General features: G+C 73.7%; 21 protein-coding genes and 4 pseudogenes. 7 read left to right on the plus strand and 18 right to left on the minus strand.

The annotated features are described in order from the left end of the window. Window positions 1-2 precede the first annotated feature (2 nt). The 7 genes and pseudogenes from ABZZ38_RS07900 to ABZZ38_RS07930 form a co-directional block, all read right to left on the minus strand. Window positions 3-719: a GvpL/GvpF family gas vesicle protein gene (locus tag ABZZ38_RS07900; RefSeq protein ID WP_356736863.1), complete on the minus strand. Its 717-nt coding sequence runs from the start codon at window positions 717-719 to the stop codon at window positions 3-5. Continuing rightward, complete coding sequence (locus tag ABZZ38_RS07905) at window positions 716-1,105, minus strand: gas vesicle structural protein GvpA (RefSeq protein WP_356736865.1); 390 nt, start codon at window positions 1,103-1,105, stop codon at window positions 716-718. The genes ABZZ38_RS07900 and ABZZ38_RS07905 overlap by 4 nt, the downstream gene beginning before the upstream one ends. Window positions 1,106-1,130: 25 nt before the next feature. After that, window positions 1,131-1,394, minus strand: a complete 264-nt coding sequence (gene gvpO, locus ABZZ38_RS07910) for a gas vesicle protein GvpO (protein WP_356736867.1) — start codon at window positions 1,392-1,394, stop codon at window positions 1,131-1,133. Between the two features lie 41 nt (window positions 1,395-1,435). Next, window positions 1,436-2,325 (minus strand): annotated as a pseudogene (locus ABZZ38_RS07915) (ATP-dependent DNA ligase). Between the two features lie 178 nt (window positions 2,326-2,503). Beyond that, window positions 2,504-4,351: a transketolase gene (locus ABZZ38_RS07920; protein WP_356736869.1), complete on the minus strand. Its 1,848-nt coding sequence runs from the start codon at window positions 4,349-4,351 to the stop codon at window positions 2,504-2,506. 1 nt (window position 4,352) lies between these two features. After that, window positions 4,353-5,657: an NAD(P)/FAD-dependent oxidoreductase gene (locus ABZZ38_RS07925; RefSeq protein WP_356736946.1), complete on the minus strand. Its 1,305-nt coding sequence runs from the start codon at window positions 5,655-5,657 to the stop codon at window positions 4,353-4,355. Between the two features lie 349 nt (window positions 5,658-6,006). After that, window positions 6,007-7,023: pseudogene (locus ABZZ38_RS07930) on the minus strand (SDR family oxidoreductase); the annotation flags it as partial. Window positions 7,024-7,206: 183 nt separating this feature from the next. On the opposite strand from ABZZ38_RS07930, the gene ABZZ38_RS07935 reads away from it, so the two are divergent. Together ABZZ38_RS07935 and ABZZ38_RS07940 are read left to right on the plus strand one after the other, a co-directional pair. After that, window positions 7,207-8,028, plus strand: coding sequence for a methyltransferase domain-containing protein (locus ABZZ38_RS07935; RefSeq protein ID WP_356736871.1), 822 nt, complete (start codon window positions 7,207-7,209; stop codon window positions 8,026-8,028). Between the two features lie 56 nt (window positions 8,029-8,084). Beyond that, window positions 8,085-8,441: a VOC family protein gene (locus tag ABZZ38_RS07940; RefSeq protein ID WP_356736873.1), complete on the plus strand. Its 357-nt coding sequence runs from the start codon at window positions 8,085-8,087 to the stop codon at window positions 8,439-8,441. Window positions 8,442-8,478: 37 nt separating this feature from the next. Here the strand turns inward: ABZZ38_RS07940 and ABZZ38_RS07945 are convergent. The 4 genes and pseudogenes from ABZZ38_RS07945 to ABZZ38_RS07960 form a co-directional block, all read right to left on the minus strand. Continuing rightward, window positions 8,479-9,388: pseudogene (locus ABZZ38_RS07945) on the minus strand (arginase family protein). A gap of 36 nt (window positions 9,389-9,424) precedes the next feature. Then, on the minus strand, window positions 9,425-9,991 hold the full coding sequence (locus ABZZ38_RS07950) for a GNAT family protein (protein WP_356736875.1): 567 nt from the start codon (window positions 9,989-9,991) through the stop codon (window positions 9,425-9,427). 21 nt (window positions 9,992-10,012) lie between these two features. Next, window positions 10,013-10,360, minus strand: a complete 348-nt coding sequence (locus tag ABZZ38_RS07955) for a hypothetical protein (protein ID WP_356736877.1) — start codon at window positions 10,358-10,360, stop codon at window positions 10,013-10,015. A 133-nt stretch (window positions 10,361-10,493) separates the two neighbouring features. Beyond that, the gene (locus tag ABZZ38_RS07960; protein ID WP_356736879.1) at window positions 10,494-11,954 is read right to left on the minus strand and encodes an MFS transporter; all 1,461 of its coding nucleotides are present in this window, start codon (window positions 11,952-11,954) and stop codon (window positions 10,494-10,496) included. A 285-nt stretch (window positions 11,955-12,239) separates the two neighbouring features. On the opposite strand from ABZZ38_RS07960, the gene ABZZ38_RS07965 reads away from it, so the two are divergent. Together ABZZ38_RS07965 and ABZZ38_RS07970 are read left to right on the plus strand one after the other, a co-directional pair. Next, window positions 12,240-13,070, plus strand: a complete 831-nt coding sequence (locus tag ABZZ38_RS07965) for a GntR family transcriptional regulator (protein ID WP_356736881.1) — start codon at window positions 12,240-12,242, stop codon at window positions 13,068-13,070. Between the two features lie 55 nt (window positions 13,071-13,125). Continuing rightward, complete coding sequence (locus tag ABZZ38_RS07970) at window positions 13,126-14,235, plus strand: adenosine deaminase (protein ID WP_356736882.1); 1,110 nt, start codon at window positions 13,126-13,128, stop codon at window positions 14,233-14,235. Here ABZZ38_RS07970 and ABZZ38_RS07975 read toward each other — a convergent pair. Together ABZZ38_RS07975 and ABZZ38_RS07980 are read right to left on the minus strand one after the other, a co-directional pair. Beyond that, window positions 14,183-14,395 (minus strand): annotated as a pseudogene (locus tag ABZZ38_RS07975) (hypothetical protein); the annotation flags it as partial. The gene ABZZ38_RS07970 and the pseudogene ABZZ38_RS07975 overlap by 53 nt on opposite strands. Window positions 14,396-14,759: 364 nt before the next feature. Beyond that, window positions 14,760-15,080, minus strand: coding sequence for a hypothetical protein (locus ABZZ38_RS07980; protein ID WP_356736884.1), 321 nt, complete (start codon window positions 15,078-15,080; stop codon window positions 14,760-14,762). Window positions 15,081-15,205: 125 nt separating this feature from the next. Here ABZZ38_RS07980 and ABZZ38_RS07985 point away from each other — a divergent pair, with 125 nt between their 5' ends. Further along, window positions 15,206-16,549: a cellulase family glycosylhydrolase gene (locus tag ABZZ38_RS07985; protein ID WP_356736886.1), complete on the plus strand. Its 1,344-nt coding sequence runs from the start codon at window positions 15,206-15,208 to the stop codon at window positions 16,547-16,549. Between the two features lie 6 nt (window positions 16,550-16,555). On the opposite strand, the gene ABZZ38_RS07990 is transcribed toward ABZZ38_RS07985, so the two are convergent. From ABZZ38_RS07990 to ABZZ38_RS08005, 4 genes are all read right to left on the minus strand, one after another. Next, complete coding sequence (locus ABZZ38_RS07990) at window positions 16,556-17,476, minus strand: LD-carboxypeptidase (RefSeq protein WP_356736888.1); 921 nt, start codon at window positions 17,474-17,476, stop codon at window positions 16,556-16,558. Next, window positions 17,473-19,449 (minus strand): prolyl oligopeptidase family serine peptidase, encoded by a 1,977-nt coding sequence (locus tag ABZZ38_RS07995; RefSeq protein WP_356736890.1) that lies wholly within the window; start codon window positions 19,447-19,449, stop codon window positions 17,473-17,475. The genes ABZZ38_RS07990 and ABZZ38_RS07995 overlap by 4 nt, the downstream gene beginning before the upstream one ends. An 81-nt stretch (window positions 19,450-19,530) precedes the next feature. After that, the gene (locus ABZZ38_RS08000) at window positions 19,531-20,892 is read right to left on the minus strand and encodes a M20/M25/M40 family metallo-hydrolase (RefSeq protein ID WP_356736892.1); all 1,362 of its coding nucleotides are present in this window, start codon (window positions 20,890-20,892) and stop codon (window positions 19,531-19,533) included. After that, window positions 20,885-21,718 carry a M55 family metallopeptidase gene (locus tag ABZZ38_RS08005; protein WP_356736894.1) on the minus strand — a complete coding sequence of 278 codons (834 nt, stop codon included), beginning with the start codon at window positions 21,716-21,718 and terminating at the stop codon, window positions 20,885-20,887. The genes ABZZ38_RS08000 and ABZZ38_RS08005 overlap by 8 nt, the downstream gene beginning before the upstream one ends. A 156-nt stretch (window positions 21,719-21,874) precedes the next feature. Here ABZZ38_RS08005 and ABZZ38_RS08010 point away from each other — a divergent pair, with 156 nt between their 5' ends. Together ABZZ38_RS08010 and ABZZ38_RS08015 are read left to right on the plus strand one after the other, a co-directional pair. After that, a complete protein-coding gene (locus ABZZ38_RS08010) occupies window positions 21,875-22,543 on the plus strand; it encodes a dienelactone hydrolase family protein (RefSeq protein ID WP_356736896.1) in 669 nt (222 codons plus the stop codon). A gap of 42 nt (window positions 22,544-22,585) precedes the next feature. Next, a complete protein-coding gene (locus ABZZ38_RS08015; protein WP_356736898.1) occupies window positions 22,586-23,311 on the plus strand; it encodes a phosphoribosyltransferase family protein in 726 nt (241 codons plus the stop codon). An 87-nt stretch (window positions 23,312-23,398) separates the two neighbouring features. Here the strand turns inward: ABZZ38_RS08015 and ABZZ38_RS08020 are convergent, their stop codons facing one another. Further along, on the minus strand, window positions 23,399-23,908 hold the full coding sequence (locus tag ABZZ38_RS08020; RefSeq protein WP_356736900.1) for a hypothetical protein: 510 nt from the start codon (window positions 23,906-23,908) through the stop codon (window positions 23,399-23,401). Between the last annotated feature and the right edge of the window lie 28 nt (window positions 23,909-23,936).

A 23,936-nucleotide genomic window follows, 5' to 3' on the forward strand; every position in this document is an offset into this window, starting at 1 on the left:
CGCTACTCCACGAAGCTGTACGGGGGAAGCGGGCCGTTCACCTGGAGGACCAGGTGAGGGTGGTCCTTGCCGAGGGTGTCCACCGCGGCGACGAAGGCGTCGGCGTCGTCCCGCTCCACCAGGAACGAGATGTTCGCCAGCCAGGCACCGCCCTCCGGACCGGGGCGGATGTCCACGGCCGCCCCCTCCAGCGCCTGCTGGACGAGGACCGCGTCACGCGCCTCACGCTGCTTCACCGCCGCCACGACGCGTTCACCGAGGGCCAGCTTCTGCTCGTACGAGCCGCCACCCGCCGCGCGGTTGGCCTCGCTGAGCGCGCGCAGCTCCGAGTCGTCCGCGAGGACCTGGTGCAGGACGGCCTCTTCGTCGTGGCTGGCCTTCACGTTGTACTCGACCTTGTTGTCGAGCGCCTTCAGCCGTTCCAGGTAGTGGTCCTCGCGCTCCGCGAGGACGGCGACGACCGTGTCGTCGTCCGGCGAGACGGCGCCGAAGCGCATCGGCAGCACGGCACCGGCCGCGCCGGCCTCGGCGAGGACGTTCTGGTGGGCGAGCAGGTCGCGCCGCTTGGGCTTGAGGTCCTCGGGCGCGTCGCTCACCAGTGCGGCGAGCTCCCCGTGGGTGACCACCCGGACGGCCCGGGCCGGGTCGCCGATGCCGCCCATCTTCTCGGGGAGGGCGGGGTGCGAGCTGCGCGTGATGCCGTAGACGTACGTGCTCACTTCTCCTCCTCCTGCTCCTGCTTACGCCGGGACGACGAACGGCCGCCGAGGCTCTCGGATATGGACTGGGCGGCGCCCTGGATGGCGCCCTTGGTCTTGCCCTGCGCGCCGGACTCGGTCATCTCACCGACCAGGTCGGGCAGTCCGGGGTTCTTGCGCGGGCCCGATTCGAGGTCGAGGCGGTTGCACGCCTCGGCGAAGCGGAGATAGGTGTCGACGCTGGCGACGACGACCCGTACGTCGATCTTCAGGATCTCGATGCCGACGAGCGAGACGCGAACGAACGCGTCGATCACGAGCCCGCGGTCCAGCACGAGTTCCAGGACGTCGTACAGGCCACTGGAGCCGCCGGAGCCGCCTCCGCCTGTCTGTGTCGCAACGGTCATTGGTTGCTCCCTCCCTGATGGTCCGTCAGCGCGATCGGTCGGCCCTGCCGCGTTCGTAACGGCGGACCCTTCGGTAGCCGGTGAGCTCCCCGTCCTGGTCGAGCTCGACCTCGTAGGAGGCGAGCAGGCTCATCGTCTCGGGGACTCGTTCGAGTTCGACGACCTCGACGGTCAACTGCCAGCCGTCGTCGTCGGTCCGCCGGAACGACGAGACGGACTCGGTCGTCATTCCGGTGAGTTGGGCGAGCTGTTCGCACGCGCCGCGCAGGGTTTCGGATGTGTTGGCCATGACTTCATGCGGGTTGCCGCCCGTGGGGCCCGCAAACCCCGTCAGCGCAGGGCGTCCAGTCGGCGACGTGCCGGACCCAGGGCCCTCGGGCGGACCCCGTCACCGTCCCAGGGGGTGTTCCGTGCCTGGTCAAGGGCGTTGCTGACGGTCCAGCGGCGAGGGTGGGTGGCCGACCCGCCGAGCCGTTCCGGAGGTGAGGGGCGCGGCGATCGGCGCGCCCGGACCAGTGCGCGACGGCGGTCTGCGCGTAGCCGTCGCGATGGACGTCGAGGTACAGGTGATCCCCGCGGGCCTGCTTGCGGGGGGGGTGGTGAGTTCGCCGGGGTGGGCGGCGGCGAACGTGTCGGCCAGGTCCCGGGCGAAGGCGCGGACGTCTCGAACGTGCTGCGACCGGCGAGCTCCACGACGACGTGCAGGCCCCGGGAGCCCGTGGTCATCAGCCGGGACGGCAGCTGCACCGCGTCGAGCAGCTCCCGCAGCGCGTGGGCGGCGCGCCGCACCGCCTCGAAGTCCTCACCCGCCGGAGCCAGGTCGAACACCATGCGGTCCGGTCACCGGAGCCGGTCGGCCTTCGACCGCCGGCGGTGCGGCGTGACGGCCGCCTGGTCGGCGAGGTGGACGAGCGTCGAGGTGTCGTCGCCCACCGTGTGGGTGACGGCGCCACCCTCCTTGTCGACCTCGGCGCGGTGCGCCCGCTCGGGGTAGCTGGGTGTCCTTCCGCATGAAGCGGGGCCGTCGATGCCGTCGGGGTGCCCGCTCCGGCATGAATCGGCCGGCCGCGCAGGTGCGGCAGCATGAACGGCGCCACCGACCGGTGGTACGCGACGAGGCCGGCCTTGGTCAGCCCGCCGTCGGGGAACAGGACCTTGTCCGGCCGGTGGACCTCCACGGTCCGGCGCCCGGCGCGGACGGTCCGGGTGCTCGTACCCATCGAGACCACCTCCCCCCGGGCCCCTGCGGTACGCGAGCACGCCAGGAGCCGGCGCCCGCCCCGGGCACGGCGCGGCACCGCACGGCTCGGCTCGGCGCGGACGCACGGCGCGGCACCGCACCCGGAGGCGCGGTGCCGTGTGCAAGGACACCCGCAGGGCCACCCAAAGGGCAGGTCGTCAGGGCGCTACGGCGCTCTCCACCAGGAGCTTCACCGCCGCCGCGATCGACTCCGCGTCGATGCCCGAGGCATGGAGCTGCTCTTCCGGTGCCGCCGAGGTCGGCATGTTGCCGACCCCCAGTCGGACGAGGCGCGGTGCCGGACGGCCGTCGGCGAAGGCGGCGGCGACCGCGTCACCGAGGCCGCCCTCAGGGTGGTGATCCTCGACCGTGAGGAGGCACCCCGTCGCCGCCGCCGCGTCGGCGAGCGTGTCGGTGTCGACGGGCTTGACCGAGTACAGGTCGATGACCCGGATGGGGACGCCGCCCTCGGCGAGGAGGTCGGCGGCCTTCAGGGCTTCGTGGACGGTGACGCCCGCCGCGACGACGGTCGCGCGGTCGTCGTCGCCGCCGCCCCGCAGGACCTTGCTGCCGCCGACGGGGAAGTCCTCGTCCGGCCCGTAGATGACGGGCGTGTCGCCGCGCGAGGTGCGCAGGTAGCGGACGCCCGGCAGGTCGGCCATGGTGGCGACCAGCCGGGCGGTCTGGTTGGCGTCGCACGGGTACAGCACGGTGCTGCCGTGCACGGTCCGCAGCATCGCGAGGTCCTCCAGGCCCATCTGGGAGGGTCCGTCCTGCCCGATGGACACACCGGCGTGGGAGCCGATGAGGTTGATCCCGGCGCGGCTGACGGCCGCCATGCGGATGAAGTCGTGCGCGCGGGTGAGGAACGCCGCGAAGGTGGAGGCGTAGGGCACGTACCCGCGCGTCTGCATCCCCACGGCCGCCGCGACGAGCTGCTGTTCGGCGATGTAGCACTCGAAGTACCGGTCGGGGTGGGCCTTCGCGAAGAACTCGGTGCGGGTGGAGTCGCTGACCTCGGCGTCGAGCGCGACCACGTCACCGCGCGCGGAGCCGAGCGCTTCGAGGGCGTGCCCGTACGCGGTGCGGGTGGCGACGGTGTCGCCGATGTCGTACCTGGGCAGTTCCAGGGCGCCGTTGGGCGCCGGCTGCGACGCGGCCACGTCCGGCGGGCGCTGGACGTCCACGTGGCCGAAGCGGCGACCGCCGAGCTCGGCGATGGCGGCGTCGGCGTCCTTGAGGGGCTTGCCGTGGAAGCCCTCGCGGTCCTCGACCGCGGTGACGCCGCGGCCCTTGCGGGTGGCGGCGAGGATCGCGGTGGGCTGCCGGATGGTGGAGCGGGCTTCGGCGTACGCGCGGTCGACGGCTTCGACGTCGTGCCCGTCGACCTCGATCACGTGCCAGCCGAAGGCGTGCAGCCGCCGCCCGTAGGCGTCGAGGTCGTGTTCGTGCCGGGTCGGGCCGCGCTGCCCGAGGCGGTTGACGTCGACGATGAGGGTGAGGTTGTCGAGGTGGTTGTACGCGGCGTGCTCGACGGCTTCCCACACGGACCCTTCGGCCAGTTCGCTGTCGCCGGACAGGACGTAGATCCGGTACGGCAGCCGGTCCAGCCGCTTGCCGGCGAGCGCCATGCCGACGGCGACGGGCAGGCCCTGCCCCAGGGAGCCGGTGGCGACGTCGACCCAGGGCAGCCGGGGCGTGGGGTGTCCTTCGAGGCGGCTGCCGAGGGTGCGGTACGTGGCGAGCTCGTCGTCGTCGATGGCGCCGGCGGCCCGGTACATGGCGTACAGCAGCGGCGTGGCGTGGCCCTTGGAGAGGACGAACCGGTCGTTGCCGGGGTGGTCGGGGCGGTCGAAGTCGTACCGCAGGTGGTGGGCGAGGAGTACGGCCGCGAGGTCGGCGGCGGACATCGACGACGTGGGGTGACCGGAGCCGGCCGCGTCGGACGCCCGGATCGCGTCGACCCTCAGCTGCCGGCCGAGGGAGGCGAGTTCTTCGTGGTGCATGTCACTCCTTGCGTGAGCCGGAGCCGGTCTTGGCCAGTTCGGGTGAGGCCGTGTCCAGGGGCACCTGCCAGGAGCGGACGAGGCCGAGTTGCACGGCCTGCCGCGGCAGTGCGGCGTCGAGGAGCCAGTCGGCGGCGACCCGCACCCGGTTGCCGGGCATGGCGGCCAGGTGGTAGCCGCGGGTGACGGCTCCGGCGACGGGCCCGGACAGGGGGACGCCCAGCGGGTTGGCCGCGGCCTTCACGCCGCCGAGGTCGACGGCGAAGCCCATGTCGCTGTGCTTGTACGGGACGGGTTCGCCGAGGCCGAGGGAGGCGGCGACGTTGCGGGCGGCGACCTTGCCCTGCCGGGACGCGTGCTGCGCCGTCATGGGGGTGTATTCGCCGGGCCGGTTCAGGTCGGGTACGGCGGCGGCGTCGCCGCACGCGAAGACGTCGGGGTGGCCGGGCACGCCGAGCTGCGGTGTGACGACGAGCCGGCCGCGCTCGACGGGCAGCCCGAGCTGGGAGACGAGCGGGTCGGGGCGGACACCGACGCACCAGATCAGGGAGCGCGTGTCGACGAACTCGCCGTCGTCGAGGAGGACACCGTCACGCGTGGACTCCTTGACGGAGGTACCCATGCGCACGTCGACGCCGCGCGAGCGCAGCACCTGGTCGGCGGTGTCGGAGAGCCGCTTGTCCAGGCCGGGCAGGACGCGGTCGGCGACGTCGAGGAGCATCCAGCGGGGGCGTACGTCCTTGGGCCAGGCGGGGTACTTGCGGACGAGCGCGTCGGTGAACATCTTGCCGTGGGCGGCGACCTCCGTCCCGGTGTAGCCGGCGCCGACCACCACGAAGGTGCAGCGCGAGCTGCACTCGGCTGGGTTTCCGGCGGACGCGGCGAGCTCGATCTGGCGGGTGATGTGGTCGCGCAGGTAGAGCGCCTCGGGCAGGCCCCGGAAGCCGGTGGCGTGTTCGGCGACGCCGGGGATGGGCAGCAGTTTGCTCACGCTGCCGACGGCGAGGACGAGCCGGTCGTAGCCGAGCTCGCCGGGGGTGCCCTCGGGGTCGGTGTAGTGGACCTTGTGCCCGGTGAGGTCGACGTGCTCGGCTTGGCCCAGCACGAGCCGGGCGTGGCGCAGGGTGCCGGGCAGGGAGACGGTGACCCTGCGGGGTTCGAGGATTCCGGCGGCGACCTGCGGCAGGAGCGGCAGGTACAGGAAGTAGTCGGTGGGGTTGAGCAGGACGATCTCGGCGCGGCCGCGCAGGCTCCGGGTGAGGTGGCGGGCGGTCTGGTAGCCGGCGAACCCGGCGCCGACGATCACGACCCGTGGCCTGCGGCGTGGGGACGTACCAGCGCCGGAACCGGTGGACGGGCTGACGGACGGGGTCACAGGGCCTCCAGCGTCATGTCTGCGTGGTCTTCGGGTCAGCGTGATCAGCGGGACTGCGTCGTCATCGGGTCTGCGTCGTCATCGTGGACATCTCAACCATCCGGGACATGGTGGTACGCGTACGGCGAATGAACCTTCCCGGTGCCCGCGAGCCCGTCGGCCAAACGCGGACGCCGCGCCCCCGGGCGACGCGCCGCAGCCCCGCACGGGCGCCGTGCCACGGGCCGCCGCCCCAGCGGCCGACGGCCCGTGGCCCCGCGTGCCCGCGCCCGCGCAGCACCGCTCCGGCGCCCACGAGGGCGACGGCCCCGGCGGCGGCCAGGACGGCGGGGTGGCGCAGCAGCACGGTATCGGCGTACAGGTCGAGGGCCTCGCCGTCGAAGCGGCCGTGGGCGCCGAAGTCCTGGCCGAGCGCGCCGTCGACGGGCGCCCACAGGTTGCATGGGGCGGGTTCGTCGGCGTGGGCCGGGCGGCCGTTGCCGCCCTGCTGCTGAGCGCGGTAGCCGGTCCGGGCGAGGTGGCGGTCGAGCAGGCCGGGGGCGAGCGCGTTGGCCATGAGCGTGGCCGCGGTGACGGCGCCGACCCGGTACTCGCGGCGGCCCGGGTGGTCGGCGGCGTGCACGACAGCCCGGGCGGCGACCTCGGGCTGGTAGACGGGGGCGAGGGGGCGGGCGCGGCCCGGCATGCGGGAGAGCACCCACTCGAACTGCGGTGTGTTGACGGACGGCAGCTGGACCATGGTGGTGCGCACCCGGCTCCCGGCGTGCAGCAGTTCGCAGCGAAGCGACTCGTTCCAGCCCTGGATGGCGTGTTCGGCGCCGGAGTACGCGGACTGCAGCGGCACGCCCCGGTAGGCGAGGGCGGATCCGACCTGGACGACGGTGCCGTGGTCGCGGGGAACCATGCGGCGCAGGGCCGCGCGGGTGCCGTTCGCGTAGCCGAGATAGGTGACCTCGGTGACGCGGCGGAATTCGCCGGGAGTGATCTCGGAGAACGGGGCGAGGACGGCGGTGAAGGCGTTGTTGATCCAGACGTCGATCGGTCCGAGCTCGTCCTCCACGCGTTCGGCGGCCAGCTCCAGGGCGTGCGGGTCGGCGACGTCGACGGGCACGGTCAGGGGCGTGCCGCCGGCCGCCCGCACATCGGCCGCGGCACCCGCGAGCCCCTTCTCGCCACGGGCGAGGAGCGCCACGCGGTCGCCGCGGGCGGCGAAGGCCCGGGCCGTCGCACGGCCCACCCCGCCACCGGCTCCCGTGATCACGACCGTGCGCGCCGTCGCGGGTCGGTTCGCGTCCATGGGCGGCGGGTACCCGTGGGCCCCGGCGGGTAACGCCCCGCGCCGGGGCAGGACCCCGCGCCGGCGCGGAGCCGGGCCGACAGCAACACCCGCTGTCCGTATCGCAAGACGCCGATCTCATCATTCGGCACGTCGGCGTACGGTGATCACACCAACTCACCACGCCCCGAAGGAAGTACGGCCATGACGGACGCCGACGTGCCGGACGCTGTGTACACCCATGGACACCATGAGTCGGTGCTGCGCTCCCACCGGTGGCGCACGGCCGCCAACTCCGCGGCGTACCTGCTGGGCGAGGTGCGGCCGGGCCTCGACGTGCTGGACGTGGGGTGCGGACCCGGCACGATCACGGCGGACCTGGCCGCGCTCGTCGCTCCCGGCGGCCGGGTCACGGGGGTGGACGCCTCCGGTGACGTCCTGGACCAGGCGCGCGCCGTGGCCGCCGAACGCGGGCTGGACAATGTCACGTTCACCATCGCCGACGTCCACGCGCTGGACTTCCCGGACGACTCCTTCGACGTGGTCCACGCCCACCAGGTGCTCCAGCACGTGGGTGACCCGGTGCGGGCGCTGCGTGAGATGCGACGGGTGTGCCGCCCCGGAGGTGTCGTCGCGGCGCGCGACAGCGACTACGGCGCCTTCGCGTGGTTCCCCGAGGCGCCTGTCCTGGACGACTGGCTGCGGCTGTACCGGCGGGTGGCGCGCGCGAACGGCGGCGAGCCGGACGCGGGCCGGCGGCTGCTGTCCTGGGCACGGCAGGCGGGCCTCACCGACATCACCGCCACCGCCGCGACCTGGTGTTTCGCCACGCCTGACGAGCGCGCGTGGTGGAGCGGCCTGTGGGCCGACCGCACGACCGATTCGGTGTACGCGAAGCTCGCCGTGGAGGGCGGGCAGGCGACCGGGGAGCAGTTGGCCGTGATCGCCGAGGGGTGGCGCGCGTGGGGCCGGCGGGACGACGGGTGGTTCATGGTGCCGCACGGCGAGGTGCTGTGCCGGGTGTGAGGCCTGACCGGCCGAACGGATCTCACGGTGGCCCGGCGCCAACTACCCTCGCCGGTATGGAGATCCTCGGCGCCACGTTGCGCATCTGCCTCGATGACCCGGAGAGCATGGACAGGTCGGTGCTCTTCTACGAACGGCTCACCGGCAGCCGCGCGCTCCGTTTCGAGCGCGGCGGTGTGTCGGTGGCCGCCGTGGGCTGCTTCCTGCTGATGAGCGGCCCCGAGGCGGAGCTGGCGGTGCTGCGCAAGGTGATGGCCACGATCGCCGTCGAGGACGTGGACGCCGCGCACGCCACCCTCTCGGAGGTCGGCGCCCAGGTCCTGGCGGGCCCGGTGGAGACGCCGGTGGGGCGCAATGTGATCGCCGTCCACCCGGACGGCTCGGTCTTCGAGTACGTCGACCGGAAGCGCTGACGGGCCGGGCCGGGCAGCCACCCGGTCCGCCTCGTGGTCACTCCCCGTGGAAGGCGTCGACCACGGGGTCGGTGAGGAGCGTGCCCGCCGTGCCGTCGGGGTCGAAGTCCGGTTCGTGGATGGTCACGTTGAGGCCCACGCACCGTTCGGAGCGCACCAGCGTCCGCAGGCAGCGGGGCGAGTTCGGCGGGCAGCAGCCCGTAGGGGTCGGGGCTGTCGACGGCCGGCATCCCACTCGGGCCCAGGTCCAAGTGGACCCGGAAGCCGTCGAGGGCCGCCGCTCCCGGGGAGCGGACGGTCGCGGCGGCAGGCCCGGCGGCGCCCCACCTTCGGCTCTCGCCGACCGGGACGGTGGGAATCTCGAGGTGGGCGAGTTCGTGCGCTCGTCGTCGGCGTCCCGGATGCCCAGGAGCCGTACGTCCGGTCCCGGAGGCAGGGCCGCGGGCCGTCGATGTCGGTGAGGTCGTCCTGTCCCCGCCCGGTGGCGAGCGCCGGCTCATCCTCCGCCGCCGCGCCGACCCGGTCGGAGTCGCCCGGGTGCCGGAAGTCCGCGGAGGTTCCCCCGCAGCCCTTCGGACGTGCGGGCATCCCCGGGCGGCGAGCCCGTACCGTCCGAGCCGCCGCAGCGCGAGCGAGGCGCCGAGCTGGATGGAGCAGTCCCCGCCCAGCAGGAGGGGGAAGTCCCCGGCGCGCACATGGTGTGCGACCAGGGTCGCGAGTTTCCCGTGTATGCGGCGACGGCCGCCGCGTGGAAGACGCCGTCGCACTCCCGTCAGTCGGCGCCCCGGTCGTACCGTGGTGGCACGCGACGCCGCCTTCGTACGCGCCGAGCCGCTGGACGATCCGGTTCTCCCGCAGGGCCCGGCCGGCTTGTGGCAGCCGGGGACGGTGCCCGGGCGGGGGGCCGCAGCCCAGGTTGGAGGGGCTTCGACCAGGGCGATGTCCAGCGGCCCGCGGGCGGCGCCCGCCGACGGCGAGGTGCGTCAGCCGGAAGGGCTGGTGAGCATCTCCGCGGTGATCGCCCAGCGTTCGTGGTCGCGCCACTCGCCGTCGATGAAGATCATGGATGGGGAGAAGCCCTCCAGCCGGAACCCCGCGCGGCGCACGAGCGCCAGAGAGGCGGCGTTCCCGGGCTGGATGTTGGCCTCCAGCCGGTGCAGCCCGAGCGGGCCGAAGGCGTACCGCAGGACGAGGCCGAGCCCTTCGCTCATCAGGCCGCGCCCGGCCGCGTGGGCGAAGGCCCCGTACCCGAGCGTGCCGTTGAGGAAGCCGCCGCGCACGATGTTGTTGATGTTGATGAACCCGGCGATCGCGCCGTCCGCCTCCCGCTCGCAGACCAGGAACGCCTCCCGGTCCGGCTGCTCGATGAGCACGCGTGCGTAGGTGGCGTAGGCGTCGGGGGTCACGGGCGGGAAGAGCCAGGGCCGGTGCAGGTCCCGGCTCTCCCGGGCCCGCGCGGTGAACTCGGCGGCGTCCTCGTAGGTGAAGTGCCGGATACCGGCGCGCGGTCCTTCCGCCGTGTACGTGCGTGATGTGCTGGGGCCGGGCATCCGGTCAGCGTAGTCGCGCCGTCAACGGGCGCTCTTGGCGGGGCACTTCTCCGTCTTCTTGACCACCTCGACGGAGAGGGCGCGGTCCCCGAGCTCCGTGCCGGGGGCGGGGTGCTGGGAGCAGATCTTCCAGTTGGACGGCCAGAGCACGGTGCGGCCGTACCCGCTCGCGTCGTGGACGTCGACCCGCGTGCGGTAGTCCATCGTGGAGAAGACGGTCATCAGCCCCTTGCCGGTGAAGTCCGGCACCGGCGCGGAGGCCGTGGTCGCCACGGTCGGCGGGTTCACCGTGGTCGCCGCCGTCGCCGTCCCCGTCAGGGCCGTCAGGCCGAGCACCAGGCCCGCCGTCACTGTTGCCGCACGTCTCACTTTCGCCTCCTGAAGAAATGAACACCGGAACGCGGCCCGCCCCCGGGACTAGGATGAACAGATCCCGGCCGCGCGGGGGCGGTGGAACAGGCCGTACGGGTGAGGCGGGCGCGAACGGCGCGGGCCCGGGGGCTCAGTGGTGGGTGACGACCAGCCGCGGCTCGTCGGCGTCGACCGCCTGTGCCGGGTCGGGGCGCTGGATGAGCAGCGCGGTGACGACGCCGATGGCGAGCAGCGCGAGCGCCGCGTACATGGCGTGCTGGTAGCCGGCCTCGGTGACGCCCTTGGCGTCGCTGCCCGCGGTGATCATGGCGGAGGCGAGGGCGATGCCGAGGGAGGCCCCGATGCCGAAGCAGGCGCCGTTGAGGCCGGAGAGCGAGCCGGGCTTGTCCTTGGGGGCCGTGGTGACGGCGAGACCGTTGAGACCGGTGAGCATGAAACCGCCGTAGGTGACGCCGAGCGCGGCCAGGGAGGCGACCAGGATCCACTCGTTGTGCAGGAAGAGCGTGGCGAAGACGAAGATCACGAAGTTGGCGACGGCACCGGTGACCACGATCGTGCGCCAGCCGATCTTCGGGCCGAGGCGGCCGGTCAGCGGGGCGGAGACCACGCCGATCAGCTGGATCGGGGTCAGGAAGAGGACGGCGGCGGTGACGGCGGACAGGCCGAGGCCGACGCGGGCGTCCTGGGAGAAGAGCGGGATGGTGAGGGCGATCGCGCCGAACGCTCCGCCGAGGGTGCAGACGGTGGTGAGCAGGAGCGGCCAGGCGCGGCGCGAGGCGAGCACGTCGAGGTCGATGACCGGGTTGGCGGCGCTCTTCTGCGAGACGACGAAGAAGACCAGCGAGGCGACGCCGCCGAGCAGGAAGCCGAGCGTGAGGGGGGAGGTCCAGCCCCAGGCGGCGCCCTGGGCGAGGCCGACGAGGACGCCGGTGAGGCCGAGGGCGAGGGCGGCGATGCCGCGGGAGTCGAAGCGGGCGCCGGCGTCGGCGGTGGGCGGGACGTCGGGGACGTACCGGCGGACGCCGATCAGACCGGCGACGGCGATCAGGGTGGAGCAGACGAAGATGCCCCGGAAGCCGATGGTGTCGGCGATCTGGCCGCCCGCGATGGCGTCGACCCCGGCGAGGCCGCCGTTGACGGCGGTGATGATGCCTGCGGCCTTGCCGAAGCCCGCCGGGGTGAGCAGCTGGTTCAGGGTGAGGAAGGCGAGGGTGAACATCGCGGCGGAGACGCCCTGCAGGACGCGGCCCGCGATGAAGATCTCGATGTTGGGCGCGAAGACGCAGAGCAGGTTGCCGACGATCAGGACGACCGCGCAGAGCACCATCATCGGCTTGCGGCCGCGCTGGTCGCTGAGGCGGGCCAGCGTGACCTGGCCGATGGCGGCCATCAGGAAGAACAGCGTCTGGGAGAGACCGGCGGCCGCGGTGGTGGTGCCGAGGCGCTCGATGACATCGGGCAGCGCGGGGCTCAGCATGGTCGCGTTGATCTGATAGCCGAGGACGGCGAGGACCATCGCCAGCAGCATGGGGCCGCGCCCCGCCAGATCGGATTCGGCTCCGGAACGTGTCCGGCCGAGCGTGTTGGACATGTCGGCCCCTTTGCCTTGGATGTCATGCCGTCGGAGATCACTGCGTCGGTGCGTCCGTGCGCCATGGGTTTCACACCATCCCCACGCAGACGCGCGGCACCTTGTCAGACAAGTGCCGCGAGACAGCCTGAGATCTACGCGCGTAAACGTCAAGACCCCCACGGCTGTGACTTTCGTCGGCTGCTCGAATCCCGGTATCTCCGCACCTCAATCGAGACCGAGCCGCCGTTGCCCGCCCGGGCGGGGTCGGCATAACTTGCTGACAGGTCGGGCCGAGGAGGGGCAGTGGTGGTCAGCGCACAACAGCGGAGACCGGTCGTGGTGCTGTACGAGCGGATCGCGGACGCGATCCACGCGGGCACCTATCCCCCGGGCTCGACCCTCCCCTCCGAGCCCAAGCTGGCCGCCGAGCTCGGCGTCAGCCGCCCCGCCCTGCGCGAGGCCCTGCTGCTCCTCCAGGAGGACGGCCTGCTCACGGTGCGCCGGGGGGTCGGCCGGACCGTCAGCGACCGCCCGCCCCGGCGCGGCTTCGAACACATCCAGCCGCTGGAGGAGCTGATCGGCGCGGGCGCCCCCGTCCGCGTACGCGGCCTGCTGCGCACCGTCGAGGAGCCCACCGACTTCACCACCCAGCATCTGCTGGCACCCGCCCGCGCCGAGCTGCGGTTCTGGGAGTCGCTGCTGGCCGCGGACGGCACGGCGGCGGCGCTGAGTCAGGAATGGGCCGCCGCCGAGGACGTCCTGGAACGCGCCCACCCGGCCTTCGCCGCCGCGCTGGGCGCCGTCGGGCCGGTCGCCACCGGTTCGGTCGCCCCCCGCCCGGCCACCACCGGGCCGGCCACCACCGGGCCGGCCACCACCGGGCCGGGTGACGCCGACCGCACGTCGATGCTGGCCGTGCTCGTCGGCGCCTCGCGCGGGATGCCCCTGACCGCGCACAGCAGTGTGACCGCGACCCTCGTGGGGCAGCGGCGCGGGGAGCAGCTCGGCCGGCCCGCCGACACCCCCGCCGTACTGATCACGCAGGTGGTACGGGCCGGGGACACCCCGATCATGGCGGCCAAGCACATGCTGCCGACGGGGGCGGCGGCCCTGCCCGTCCTCCAGTCGAACTGACCGCTGTCGAACAGGTCACGGCGCAGGCCCGGGCCGTGGCGTACACTCCCGCCCCATGCACTTGTCTGACAACGTTCCCGCCGACGCCCCCGCCGCTGCCGACTGGATCCGCCACGCACCCAAGGCCGTCCTCCACGACCACCTGGACGGCGGCCTGCGCCCCGCCACGATCATCGAGCTGGCCCGCGCGTGCGGCTACACCGGCCTGCCGACCGAGGACCCGGCCGCCCTCGCGGTGTGGTTCCGTGACGCCGCCGACTCCGGCTCGCTGGAGCGCTACCTGGAGACGTTCGCCCACACCTGTGCGGTGATGCAGACCCGCGACGCGCTCTTCCGCGTCGCGGCCGAGTGCGCCGAGGACCTGGCGGCGGACGGCGTGGTCTACGCCGAGGTGCGGTACGCCCCCGAGCAGCACCTCGCCGCCGGTCTGAGCCTCGACGAGGTCGTCGAGGCCGTGAACGACGGCTTCCGGGAGGGCGAGCGCCGCGCCGGTGGACGCATCACCGTCGGCACGCTGCTGACCGGCATGCGCCACACGGACCGCTCGCTGGAGATAGCCGAGCTGACCGTCGCCCACCGCGAGCGCGGCGTGGCCGGCTTCGACATCGCCGGTGGCGAGATCGGCAACCCGCCGGCCCGCCACCTGCCCGCCTTCCAGCACCTCAAGCGGCACAACTGCCACTTCACCATCCACGCGGGCGAGGCCGTCGGCGCGGAGTCGATCCACGAGGCGGTGCAGGTCTGCGGTGCCGAGCGCATCGGCCACGGCGTCCGCATCACCGACGACATCCGGACGCACGAGGACGGCTCCGCCACGCTCGGCCACCTCGCCGCGTACGTCCGGGACAACCGCATCGCCCTGGAGGTCTGCCCGACCTCCAACCTCCAGACGGGCGCCGCGAAGGACTACGCGACGCACCCGATCGACCAGCTGCGCCGCCTCGGCTTCCGCATCACGCTGAACACCGACAACCGCCTGGTCTCCGGCACCACCATGAGCCGCGAGTTCCAGCACATGGTGGACGCCTTCGGCTACGGCCCCGAGGTCTTCGAGGAGTTCACGATCGCCGCCGTCGAGGCCGCGTTCCTGCCGCTGCCGGAGCGCCGGCGGATCATCGACGAGGTGATCCGCCCGGGTTACGCGGCCATCGCGGCGTCCCGCTGACCACGGGCAGTTCGAGGATGCAGGTGTCCTGCGGGGCGCCGGTGACGGTCACCGGCTGGATGCCGCGGGTGCCGGCGTACGCGCCGTAGCCCGCGGCGAGGACGAACCGGAGCCGGTGACCCGTCTCGTACCGGTGGGCCATCCCGGGAAGCGTGACGGTGCACGTCAGCGCGGTGACGGTGGGCGCCAGCGTGCTCGGTGCCGCTGTCGGCCCGGCGCCACCGGCCGGCCCGCCGCGGCCGGTGGCGCCGCCGGGGCGGCGACGGCGGGCGACGACGGAAGCGGAGCGGCGACGAGTGGCGCGGCGAGCGCGGCACCGACCGCCGGAGCCAGGGGCGTACGGAGTCGGGGCAGGGCGGCGCGCGACGACGACACGAAGGGCCTCCACACCGGGGGCACCGGGAGCGCCGAGGGCAAACCGACGGCAAGGAAGCAGCCGGGCTCATCGTGCGACACGTGCCGGACCACCTCAACGCGTGTGCGCGAGTTTCCCGCATCCTGCCCACTCCACCGGGCGGGCGTGCTCAGATGTCGTACCCCTGCGCCGCCAGCCACCGGTGGACGGCGGCCTTGTCGGCGACGCCGATGCGGGCGGGGCCGTCCGGGGTGGGGCCCTCGTCCTCGTTGAAGCCCGTGTCGGTGACCCGGGCGGTGACCCAGTCGGCCAGTTCGCGCGCGGCGTCGGGCGACAGACGACCCTGCTCCCAACCGCGCCTCGCCTCCTCGGCCGCGGGCGCGTCGTAGCGGGCCGCCTCCTCCAGCCAGAAGGGGACGAGGCGCTCGGCCACCCGGGCGTCGGCCGGATCGGGGGCGGGGGCGTCCGGGGTGTCTGCGGGTTCCGTCATGGTGTCCATGGTGACTCCGGGCGATGCCGCGCGGGCCGTTGACACTCCCGGCGGGCTCTGGCTTGATGTCCCTGACCCCATGGGAGCGCTCCCACTCCCCCTCCCCCACTCTCCAGGAGCCCCGCATGCGATTACGTCGGGCCATCGCAACCCCCCTCCTTCTGTTGCTTTCCCTGCTCCTCTCCGCCCCCGTCGCCGGACCCGCCTCGGCGGCCGAACCGGCCACGGGCTTCCACCTCGGCGAGACCGGCCGGCTGCTGGAAGCCGACGGCAGCGACTTCGTGATGCGCGGCGTGAACCACGCCCACACCTGGTATCCCACCCGTACCTCGTCCTTCCGGGACATCAAGGCGCTCGGCGCCAACACCGTGCGCGTGGTGCTCAGTTCCGGTGACCAGTGGGCCAGGAACGACTCCGCCGACGTCGCCCGCGTCGTCGGGCTGTGCAAGGAGAACCGGCTCATCTGCGTCCTGGAGGTCCACGACACCACCGGCTACGGCGAGCAGAGCGCCGCCGTCCCGCTCTCCCGCGCGGTCGAGTACTGGACCGGCGTGGCCGACGCGCTCAAGGGCCAGGAGCGGTACGTCATCGTCAACATCGGCAATGAGCCGTACGGCAACACGAACGCGTCCGGCTGGACCGCCGACACCAAGGCCGCCGTCCGGGCCCTGCGCACCGCCGGGTTCACCCACACCCTCATGGTCGACGCGCCCAACTGGGGCCAGGACTGGTCGTTCACCATGCGCGACAACGCCGCGTCCGTCCTCGCGGCCGACCCGCTGCGCAACACCGTCTTCTCCATCCACATGTACGGCGTCTTCGACACCGCCGCCGAAGTCGAGGACTACCTGAAGCGCTTCGTCGCCGCCCGGCTGCCCATCGTCGTGGGCGAGTTCGGCCACGACCACTCCGACGGCAACCCCGACGAGGACGCGATCCTGGCGACCGCGCAGGCCCTCGGCCTGGGCTACCTCGGCTGGTCCTGGAGCGGTAACGGCGGCGGCGTCGAATACCTCGACATGGCCACCGCCTTCGACCCCGCCGCGCTCACCGACTGGGGCCGACGCCTCTTCCACGGCGTGGACGGCATCGCCCGTACCGCGAAGGAGGCGAGCGTCTACCGCGGTCCCGGCGGCGGCGACCCGGCCCCGGGCTGCGCGGTCGCCTACCGGGTCACCCACCAGTGGGGCGGGGGCTTCCAGGCCGAGGTGACGGTACGCAACACCACGGCGGCCCCCGTGAGCGGCTGGCGACTGGGCTGGACGTTCCCCGACGGGCAGCGGGTCACCCAGATGTGGGGCGGTACGCCCGCGCAGGCCGGGTCCGCCGTCGCCGTGACCCCGGCCTCCTACACCGCGACGATCCCGGCGAACGGCTCCGTCACCCTGGGCTTCCTCGCCACCTGGGACGGCGCGAACGGCCGGCCCGCCGCCTTCACGCTCAACGGCGCCGCCTGCACCACCGCCTGATCCGGCTCACCGCAGGGCGGGCGCGTCCAGCGTGATCGTGCCCGCCTCCGCGTCCAGGACGGCGGGCACCCCGAGCGGCATGGTGAGGGCCGTCGGGCCGTGGCCGAAGCCGAACTCCTCGGCGATCGGGACACCCAGGCCGCCCAGGCGGTCCAGCAGCGTGGCCCGTACCTCCTCGTACGGGCCGCACTCCTCCCAGGAGCCCAGCGCGACACCGGCCACGCCGTCGAGCCAGCCGGCGCGCAGCAACTGGGTGAGCATGCGGTCGATGCGGTACGGCTCCTCGCCCACGTCCTCCAGGAGCAGCAGGCCCCCCGCCGCGGACGGGCGGGCGTGCGGGGTGCCCAGGTCGGCGGCGAGCAGGGCGAGGCAGCCGCCCAGTGTGACACCGCGCGCCCGCCCGGGCACCAGGGGGCGCGCGGTGTCCGGGCCCAGGGTGCGCACGGACTCGGGCGCGAAGAGCGTGGCGCGCAGCGAGTCCTGGGTGCGGGCGTCCTTGAGGAAGGGCACCACCCCGGCCATCGGGCCGTGCAGGGTGACGATCCCCATGCGCTCCGCGAACGCCTCATGGAGCGCCGTGGCGTCGCTGTAGCCGACGAACACCTTGGGGCCCGCCGCCCGCATCGCCGGCCAGTCGAGCAGGTCGACCACGCGCTGCGCGCCGTACCCTCCGCGCGCGCAGATCACCCCGGCGACGGCGGGGTCGCACCAGGCGTCCGTCAGATCGCGGGCGCGCGCCTCGTCGTCGCCCGCGAGGTAGCCGAGGCGCGAGTCGAGGACGTGGGGCATCACCACCGGGTCGAGGTCCCAGCCGCGCAGGATGTCGAGCCCCGCCTGGAGCCGTTCCTCGGGCACCGGTCCGCTGGGCGCCACGACGGCGACCCGGTCGCCGGAGCGGAGGCGGCGCGGGCGTTGACGCGGCGTCATTTCCTCAGCTCCAGCGGGGGGACGTCGAAGCGGGTGATGCCGAACGTCTGGACGTACAGGGAGAGTTCCGACTCCAGGGCGCGGATCATGGTGTCGGCGCGCCGGAAGCCGTGCCCCTCCCCCGCGAAGGCGAGGTAGCCGTGCGGAGTGCCGCGCCCCGCCATCGCGGCGAGGAACCGTTCGCTCTGCGCGGGCGGGCACACGACGTCGTCGAGGCCCTGCAGCAGCAGGAACGGTGCGGTGATCCGGTCGACGAGGGAGAGCGGGGCGCGCTCCCGGTAGCGGGCCGGGACCTCGTCGGGCGGGCCGATCAGGTACTCCGGGTAGCGCGATTCGAAGTCGTGGGCCTCCTCGGCCCATCCGGTCAGGTCGAGGACCGGGTAGAGGAGGGTGCCGCAGGCGTAGAGACGAGTGGCGGCCAGTGACAGGGCGGCGGTCCAGCCGCCCGCGCTGCCGCCGCGGATCGCCAGCCGGGCCGGGTCGGCGGTGCCCTCGGCGGCGAGCGCCTCGGCGACGGCGGCGCAGTCCTCGACGTCGACGACGCCCCACTGCCCCCGCAGCCGTTCCCGGTAGGCCCGACCGTAGCCGGTGGAGCCGCCGTAGTTGACCTCCGCGACGCCGATGCCTCGTGAGGTGAAGTAGGCGATCTCCAGGTCGAGTACGAGCGGGACGTGCCCGGTCGGGCCGCCGTGGGCCCACACCACGAAGGGCGGGAGTTCGTCGTCGGGTGCGATCCGGTCGGGGCTGTGCGGCGGGTAGATGTGGGCGTGGATCTCGCGGTTGTCGGGGCCGGTGAAGGTGCGGATCTGCGGTTCCGGGTAGTACGCCGGGTCGACCGGGTCGTCGTGCGGGGAGCCGATGACCCGTGTCCGGCCGGTGCTGGTGTCGAGTTCGACCACCTCGTACGCGCTGCGAGGGCTGGCCGCGACGCCGAAGACGCGGGTGCCGTGCACGGCGAGCGTGGGCGTCCACGCGGTCCAGGGGCCGGGCGCGTCGACGAGTTCACCGGTCTCGGGGTCGAGTATGCCGAGGCTGGTGGCGCCCCTGCCGTGGACGACGGCGACCAGGCCGTTGTCCAGGGGGTGGAACCACCTCAGCCCGATCTGCCACAGCGGGCCGCCAAACTCCTCCGTCCGGCCCGTGCACAGGCTCTGCGGGCCCGACCCGGGCCGCAGGCGGTACGGCTCCCACCAGCCCCCGCCGTCCGAGACGTACAGCAGCGAGCCGTCCGCCGCCCAGTCCACCTGGCAGACCGCCTCGTCGTCGCCCCCGGCCACCTGCCGGACCCCGGTGAAGGGGCCGCTCCCGTTCACCTCCGCGGTCAGTACGACGGTGCCCTCCCACGGCATCCGCGGGTGGTCCCAGGCGATCCACGCGACGTGCCGCCCGTCCGGGGAGCGGCGCGCCCCGGTGACGAACCCGTGCCGGCCGTCCGTCAGTTCGCGTACGGCGGTCCGGTCGCCGGCGGCCGACCCGTCGAGCGGCACGGCGGCGATGACGCGCCGCACGTCACCGGGGCGTTCGCCGGTGAACTCCTCCAGGACGCACCACACCTCGCCGAGGTCGAGGTGGATGACCGGGTCCGCCCAGCGCAGCCCGCCGCCCACCGGGGACAGCGGGGTGAGCGGCCGCGGGGGTGTGTCGCCGTCCGGTTCGTACGCGTACAGGCGCTGGTCGGGGAAGTGGCTGAAAACCACCAGCGGGCCGGCTTCCCGGACCGCTCCGGCCCACGGCTGCCCGCCGTACTCCAGGACCGTGGTGCGGACGTTCCACGGTGCGGGGAGCACCGGCTCCTCGGTGCCGTCGGCGTGTCTGCGGACGAGGGTGCGCCTGCCGTCCTCGGTGGGGCGCGGCTCGGTCCACCACACCTCGTCGCCGACGGCGGCGACGTACTCGGGATGTCCGTCGCGCGCCGCGGCGAGCGACGCCTCGATGGGTGACGGCCAGGTTCCGTAAGCCCCCGTGGGTACCATTCCGGGCGCTCCCCCTTACGCGGTCCAGGTGCGGTGGTCGTGCGGTCTTCGTGCGGTGCTCGTGCGCTGGGCGTGCGGTCGTTACGCGGTCTGCAGATAGTGGTCCAGGACGCGGATGCCGAAGTGCAGCGCCTCGACGGGGACGCGTTCGTCGACGCCGTGGAAGAGCGCCTGGTAGTCGAAGCCGACCGGCAGCCGCAGCGGTGCGAAGCCGTAGCCGGTGATGCCGAGGCGGGCGAAGTGCTTGGCGTCCGTACCGCCGGACATGCAGAACGGCACGACGTGCGCGTCCGGTTCGAAGTGCTCCAGCGCGGCGCGGAGTTTCGCGTACGTCGGTGAGTCGACGGGCGCCTGGAGGGCGATCTCCTGGTGCTGGAACTCCCATTCCACATCCGGTCCGGTGAGCATGTCCATGGTCTCGGCGAACTCCAGGTCGGAGCCGGGCAGCACGCGTCCGTCCACGTGGGCGGTGGCGACTCCCGGGATCACGTTGACCTTGTAACCGGCCTGCAGCATGGTCGGGTTGGCGCTGTTGCGGATCGTCGGCTCGACGAGGGCGGCGGCGTGGCCCAGCTTGCCCAGCAGCGTGTCCGCGTCGAAGTCGTCCGCGTCGGGATCGGCCTCGACGCCGTACAGCGCGGCGAGTTCGGTCAGGGCCGCGCGCACGGTCGGGGTCAGGCGCACCGGCCACTGGTGCCGCCCGATGCGGGCGACGACCTCGGCGATCCGGCTGACCGCGTTCTCCCGGTTGACCTTGGAGCCGTGCCCGGCCCGGCCCTCGGCGGTCAACTTGAGCCAGGCGGTGCCGCGCTCCCCCGCCCCGATCGGGTAGATCTCCAGGTCGGGTCCGGCGTGGAAGGTGTAGGCGCCGGACTCGCCGATGCCCTCCGTGCAGCCCTCGAAGAGGTGCCGGTGGTGGCGTACGAGATGGGCGGCGCCGTCGGCGGCGCTGGCCTCCTCGTCGGCGGTGTACGCGATGACGATGTCGCGGCGGGGCCGGATGCCGTGGCGCGCCCACTCGCGCACGACGGCGAGGATCATCGCGTCCATGTTCTTCATGTCGACGGCGCCCCGGCCCCACACCAGCCCGTCGCGGATCTCCCCGGAGAAGGGGTGCACGTCCCAGTCGTCGGCGTCGGCCGGTACCACGTCGAGGTGGCCGTGCACGAGGAGCGCGTCGGCGGAGGGGTCGGTGCCCTCGATGCGGGCCACCACGTTGGTACGGCCCGGGGTGCGCTCCAGCAGCGCCGGTTCGAGCCCGGCGTCGGCGAGCCGCTCGGCGACGTACTCGGCGGCGGGCCGCTCCCGGCAGTCGCCGCTGCCCCGGTTGGTGGTGTCGATCCTGATGAGCTCGGAGGTGAAGGTGACCACCTCGTCGAGCGCCTGCGAGTCCGTGTCGAACGGCGTGCTGCCGGAAGTGTCGTAGGGGGTCACGTCAGCCATACTGCTCCTCCACCGCGGCCGAGACGATCGTGGTGACCGCCTTGAAGGTGCGAATGCCCTCGTACATCGTCTCGCTGGTGTGGGCGACGCGCCGCTCCCCGCTCGCCGCCACGCCCGGTACGACGGTGGCCGCCGCCGCGAGGTGCTCGGCGTCGAACTCCAGCTCCACGGTGAACGGCCCGCCGCGCACCGGTTCGTACCGTACGGCGAGAGCGGTCGCCTCCTGGGCCGCGGCACGGATGTCGGCGGCCGTACGGGTGGGGGTGCGGCACACCGCCGCGTACCGCGACACATGGTCCTTGACGGCGACCTTGCGGGCCTCGGGGGCGTAGCCGAGGGCGTCGTCGCAGGTCAGGTCGTCGCCGGTGACGAGGATGACGGGGACGCCGTACTCGGCGACGACATGGGCGTTGAGCAGGCCCTCGCTCGCGCGGACGCCGTTCAGCCACACGCCGGTGATGGAGTTGGCGAGGTAGGTGTGGGCGAGGACGCCTTCGCTGCCCGCGCCCGTGTGGTAGCCGACGAAGGCGACGCCGTCCACGTCACCGTGCTGGACCCCCTCGACCATGGAGAGCGTCTTGTGGCGCCCGGTGATCATCTCGGCGCGCTCGTCGAGGTGCTCCAGCAGCAGGTTGCGCATGGTCCAGTGGGCTTCGTTGATGAGGACCTTGTCGGCGCCGCCGTCGAGGAACCCGAGGACGGCGGCGTTGACGTCGGAGGTGAACAGGGAGCGGCAGCGCTCCCACTGGGGGGTGCCGGGCAGCACGTCGGCGGGCCAGGTGACGCCGGTGGCGCCCTCCATGTCGGCGCTGATGAGGATCTTCAAGGCCGCTCCGTTCTCACCGGGTCCGCTGTGCCCGGAGTTCCGACCCTACCGAGCGGGCCGCGTCACGAAACAGACCCCGCGCGCCGCATGTCCCGGGCGGCGGTGGGTACCCCGGCGGGCGTGGGGAGCCCGCGCGGAGCAGCGGAGGTGGGTTCGATGACGACTCCGTCGGAGCGGACCGTCCGCATCGACGCCGGGGACGCCCCCCTGGTCGGAGACCTGTCGCTGCCGGCGGACGCGCACGGCCTGGTGAGTTTCGCCCACGGCAGCGGCAGCTCCCGGCACAGCCCGCGCAACCGGGCGGTGGCCGGGGTTCTCCGGGACGCGGGCCTGGGCACCCTGCTCGTCGATCTGCTCACCCAGGCGGAGGAGCGCGTCGACATGGTCACCGCGGCGCTGCGCTTCGACATCCCGCTGCTGGGCCGGCGTATGACGGCCACCGTGGACTGGCTCGCCGCCCAGCCGGACACGGCGCGGCTGCCGGTGGGGCTGTTCGGCGCCAGTACGGGCGCGGCGGCGGCGCTGGTGGCGGCGGCGGAGCGTCCGGAACGCGTGCGGGCCGTCGTGTCGCGGGGCGGCAGGCCGGATCTGGCGGGCGACGCGCTGGCGGCCGTACGGGCGCCGGTGCTGTTCGTGGTCGGCGGGGCGGACCATCACGTGCTGCGGCTGAACGAGGAGGCCGCGGAGCGGCTGAGGGCCCCGTACCGCATCCACGTGGTGCCGGGGGCGACACACCTCTTCGAGGAGCCGGGCGCGCTGGAGCAGGCCGCGGCCGCCGCGCGGGACTGGTTCCGCCCCATGAGCGCGATCGTCCCATGGGAGTGACGCGGCCCGGGTGGCCCGTGGGGCGAGGGAAGTGAGGCAGCCGTGCTTCTACGCGACCGCAGAGAGGCCGGGCGGGAGCTCGCCGCCCGCCTCGCCGAGCGGCAGCGCGACGGCACGCTGACGGACCCGATCGTGCTGGCCCTGCCGCGGGGCGGTGTGCCGGTGGCCGACGAGATCGCCACGGCTCTGGGCGCGCCCCTGGACGTGCTCGTCGTCCGCAAGATCGGCGCGCCGTACAACCCGGAGCTCGGGGTCGGCGCGGTGGCCGGGGAGGCCCCTCCGCTGTACGACCGGCGGACGCTGGCCGCGCTCGGTCTGACGGAGGAGCGCCTGGCGCCGACCGTGGCGCGCGAGCGGACCGAGCTGCGCCGCCGGGAGGAGCTGTACCGCGGTGGCCGCCCGATGCCGGACGTCCGCGGCCGCACCGTCGTCGTGGTCGACGACGGGCTGGCCACCGGCGTCACCGCGCGCGCCGCGCTGCGGGCGGTGCGGAACATGGCACCGGCGCGGGTGGTCATGGCCGTGCCGGTGTGCGCGGCGGAGGCGGCGCGGCTGGTGGCGGCGGAGGCGGACGAGCTGGTGTACCTGCACCAGCCGCGGCCGTTCTCGTCGGTGGGCCAGTGGTACCTGGACTTCGACCAGGTGGGCGACGACGAGGTGATCCGGACGCTGACGGCGGCGCGGACGGACGCGGACACGGGCGCGGACACGGGCGCGGGCGCGGACACGGGCGGCGGGAATGGCGGGACGTCGACCGACGGCGGCTGAGGCCGTCGGACCGTCACAGTCCTCGGGCCCTCCCAGCCGTGGGACCGCCCCGGACGTCGGATCTCGGCGCTCAGACCGCCCCGGGCGTCAGACCGCCAGGGCGAGCCGGTCGAGCAGTTCGGCGCGGTGGAGGTCCGCTATCGGGGCGAGCAGATCGGGGTGACGCAGGAGCGATGCGGCCCGCCGGTCGTGCTCGTCGGGTGTCACCAGGCGCCGGAAGTCGACCGGCGGGCCGTCCATGCGGCCGGACGCGACGAGGACGCCCATCGCGGTGGCGGCCAGGCCCGGCGTGCTGAGCAGCGCGGCGGCCCAGCTGGCGACGACCTCGTCGACCCAGGTGCGCCACGGGTCCTCGCCCGCCGTCGCGTCGCCGTCCGCGCCGGTGATCCAGTCGAGCCGGGCCGAGCCTCCCGGCCCCGCGAACGCGACCAGCGCGGCGTCCATCTCGGTGGGGTAGCGCAGCCATGCCGCGACCGTCACCGCCTGCCGCGCCTGTACGCCGGCGAGGGCGGACTCCAGCGCGCCGCCACCGGACGGGTAGGCGCGGGTCAGCCACTGGGCGGTGGCCGCGATGAGCGGGCTGAGGTCTGGGGACACGCCGGAACGCTACCGCCGCAATTCACCG

The sequence above is a fragment of the Streptomyces sp. NPDC006368 genome (assembly GCF_040612535.1).
Lineage (GTDB): Bacteria > Actinomycetota > Actinomycetes > Streptomycetales > Streptomycetaceae > Streptomyces.

Coding starts and splice junctions, on each gene's coding strand:
- ABZZ38_RS07905 (WP_356736865.1), bottom strand. CDS start 1,105: ATGACCGTTGCGACACAGACAGGCGGAGGCGGCTCCGGCGGCTCCAGT.
- gvpO (WP_356736867.1), bottom strand. CDS start 1,394: ATGGCCAACACATCCGAAACCCTGCGCGGCGCGTGCGAACAGCTCGCC.
- ABZZ38_RS07920 (WP_356736869.1), bottom strand. CDS start 4,351: ATGCACCACGAAGAACTCGCCTCCCTCGGCCGGCAGCTGAGGGTCGAC.
- ABZZ38_RS07935 (WP_356736871.1), top strand. CDS start 7,207: ATGACGGACGCCGACGTGCCGGACGCTGTGTACACCCATGGACACCAT.
- ABZZ38_RS07940 (WP_356736873.1), top strand. CDS start 8,085: ATGGAGATCCTCGGCGCCACGTTGCGCATCTGCCTCGATGACCCGGAG.
- ABZZ38_RS07950 (WP_356736875.1), bottom strand. CDS start 9,991: ATGCCCGGCCCCAGCACATCACGCACGTACACGGCGGAAGGACCGCGC.
- ABZZ38_RS07960 (WP_356736879.1), bottom strand. CDS start 11,954: ATGTCCAACACGCTCGGCCGGACACGTTCCGGAGCCGAATCCGATCTG.
- ABZZ38_RS07970 (WP_356736882.1), top strand. CDS start 13,126: ATGCACTTGTCTGACAACGTTCCCGCCGACGCCCCCGCCGCTGCCGAC.
- ABZZ38_RS07980 (WP_356736884.1), bottom strand. CDS start 15,080: ATGACGGAACCCGCAGACACCCCGGACGCCCCCGCCCCCGATCCGGCC.
- ABZZ38_RS07985 (WP_356736886.1), top strand. CDS start 15,206: ATGCGATTACGTCGGGCCATCGCAACCCCCCTCCTTCTGTTGCTTTCC.
- ABZZ38_RS07990 (WP_356736888.1), bottom strand. CDS start 17,476: ATGACGCCGCGTCAACGCCCGCGCCGCCTCCGCTCCGGCGACCGGGTC.
- ABZZ38_RS07995 (WP_356736890.1), bottom strand. CDS start 19,449: ATGGTACCCACGGGGGCTTACGGAACCTGGCCGTCACCCATCGAGGCG.
- ABZZ38_RS08000 (WP_356736892.1), bottom strand. CDS start 20,892: ATGGCTGACGTGACCCCCTACGACACTTCCGGCAGCACGCCGTTCGAC.
- ABZZ38_RS08010 (WP_356736896.1), top strand. CDS start 21,875: ATGACGACTCCGTCGGAGCGGACCGTCCGCATCGACGCCGGGGACGCC.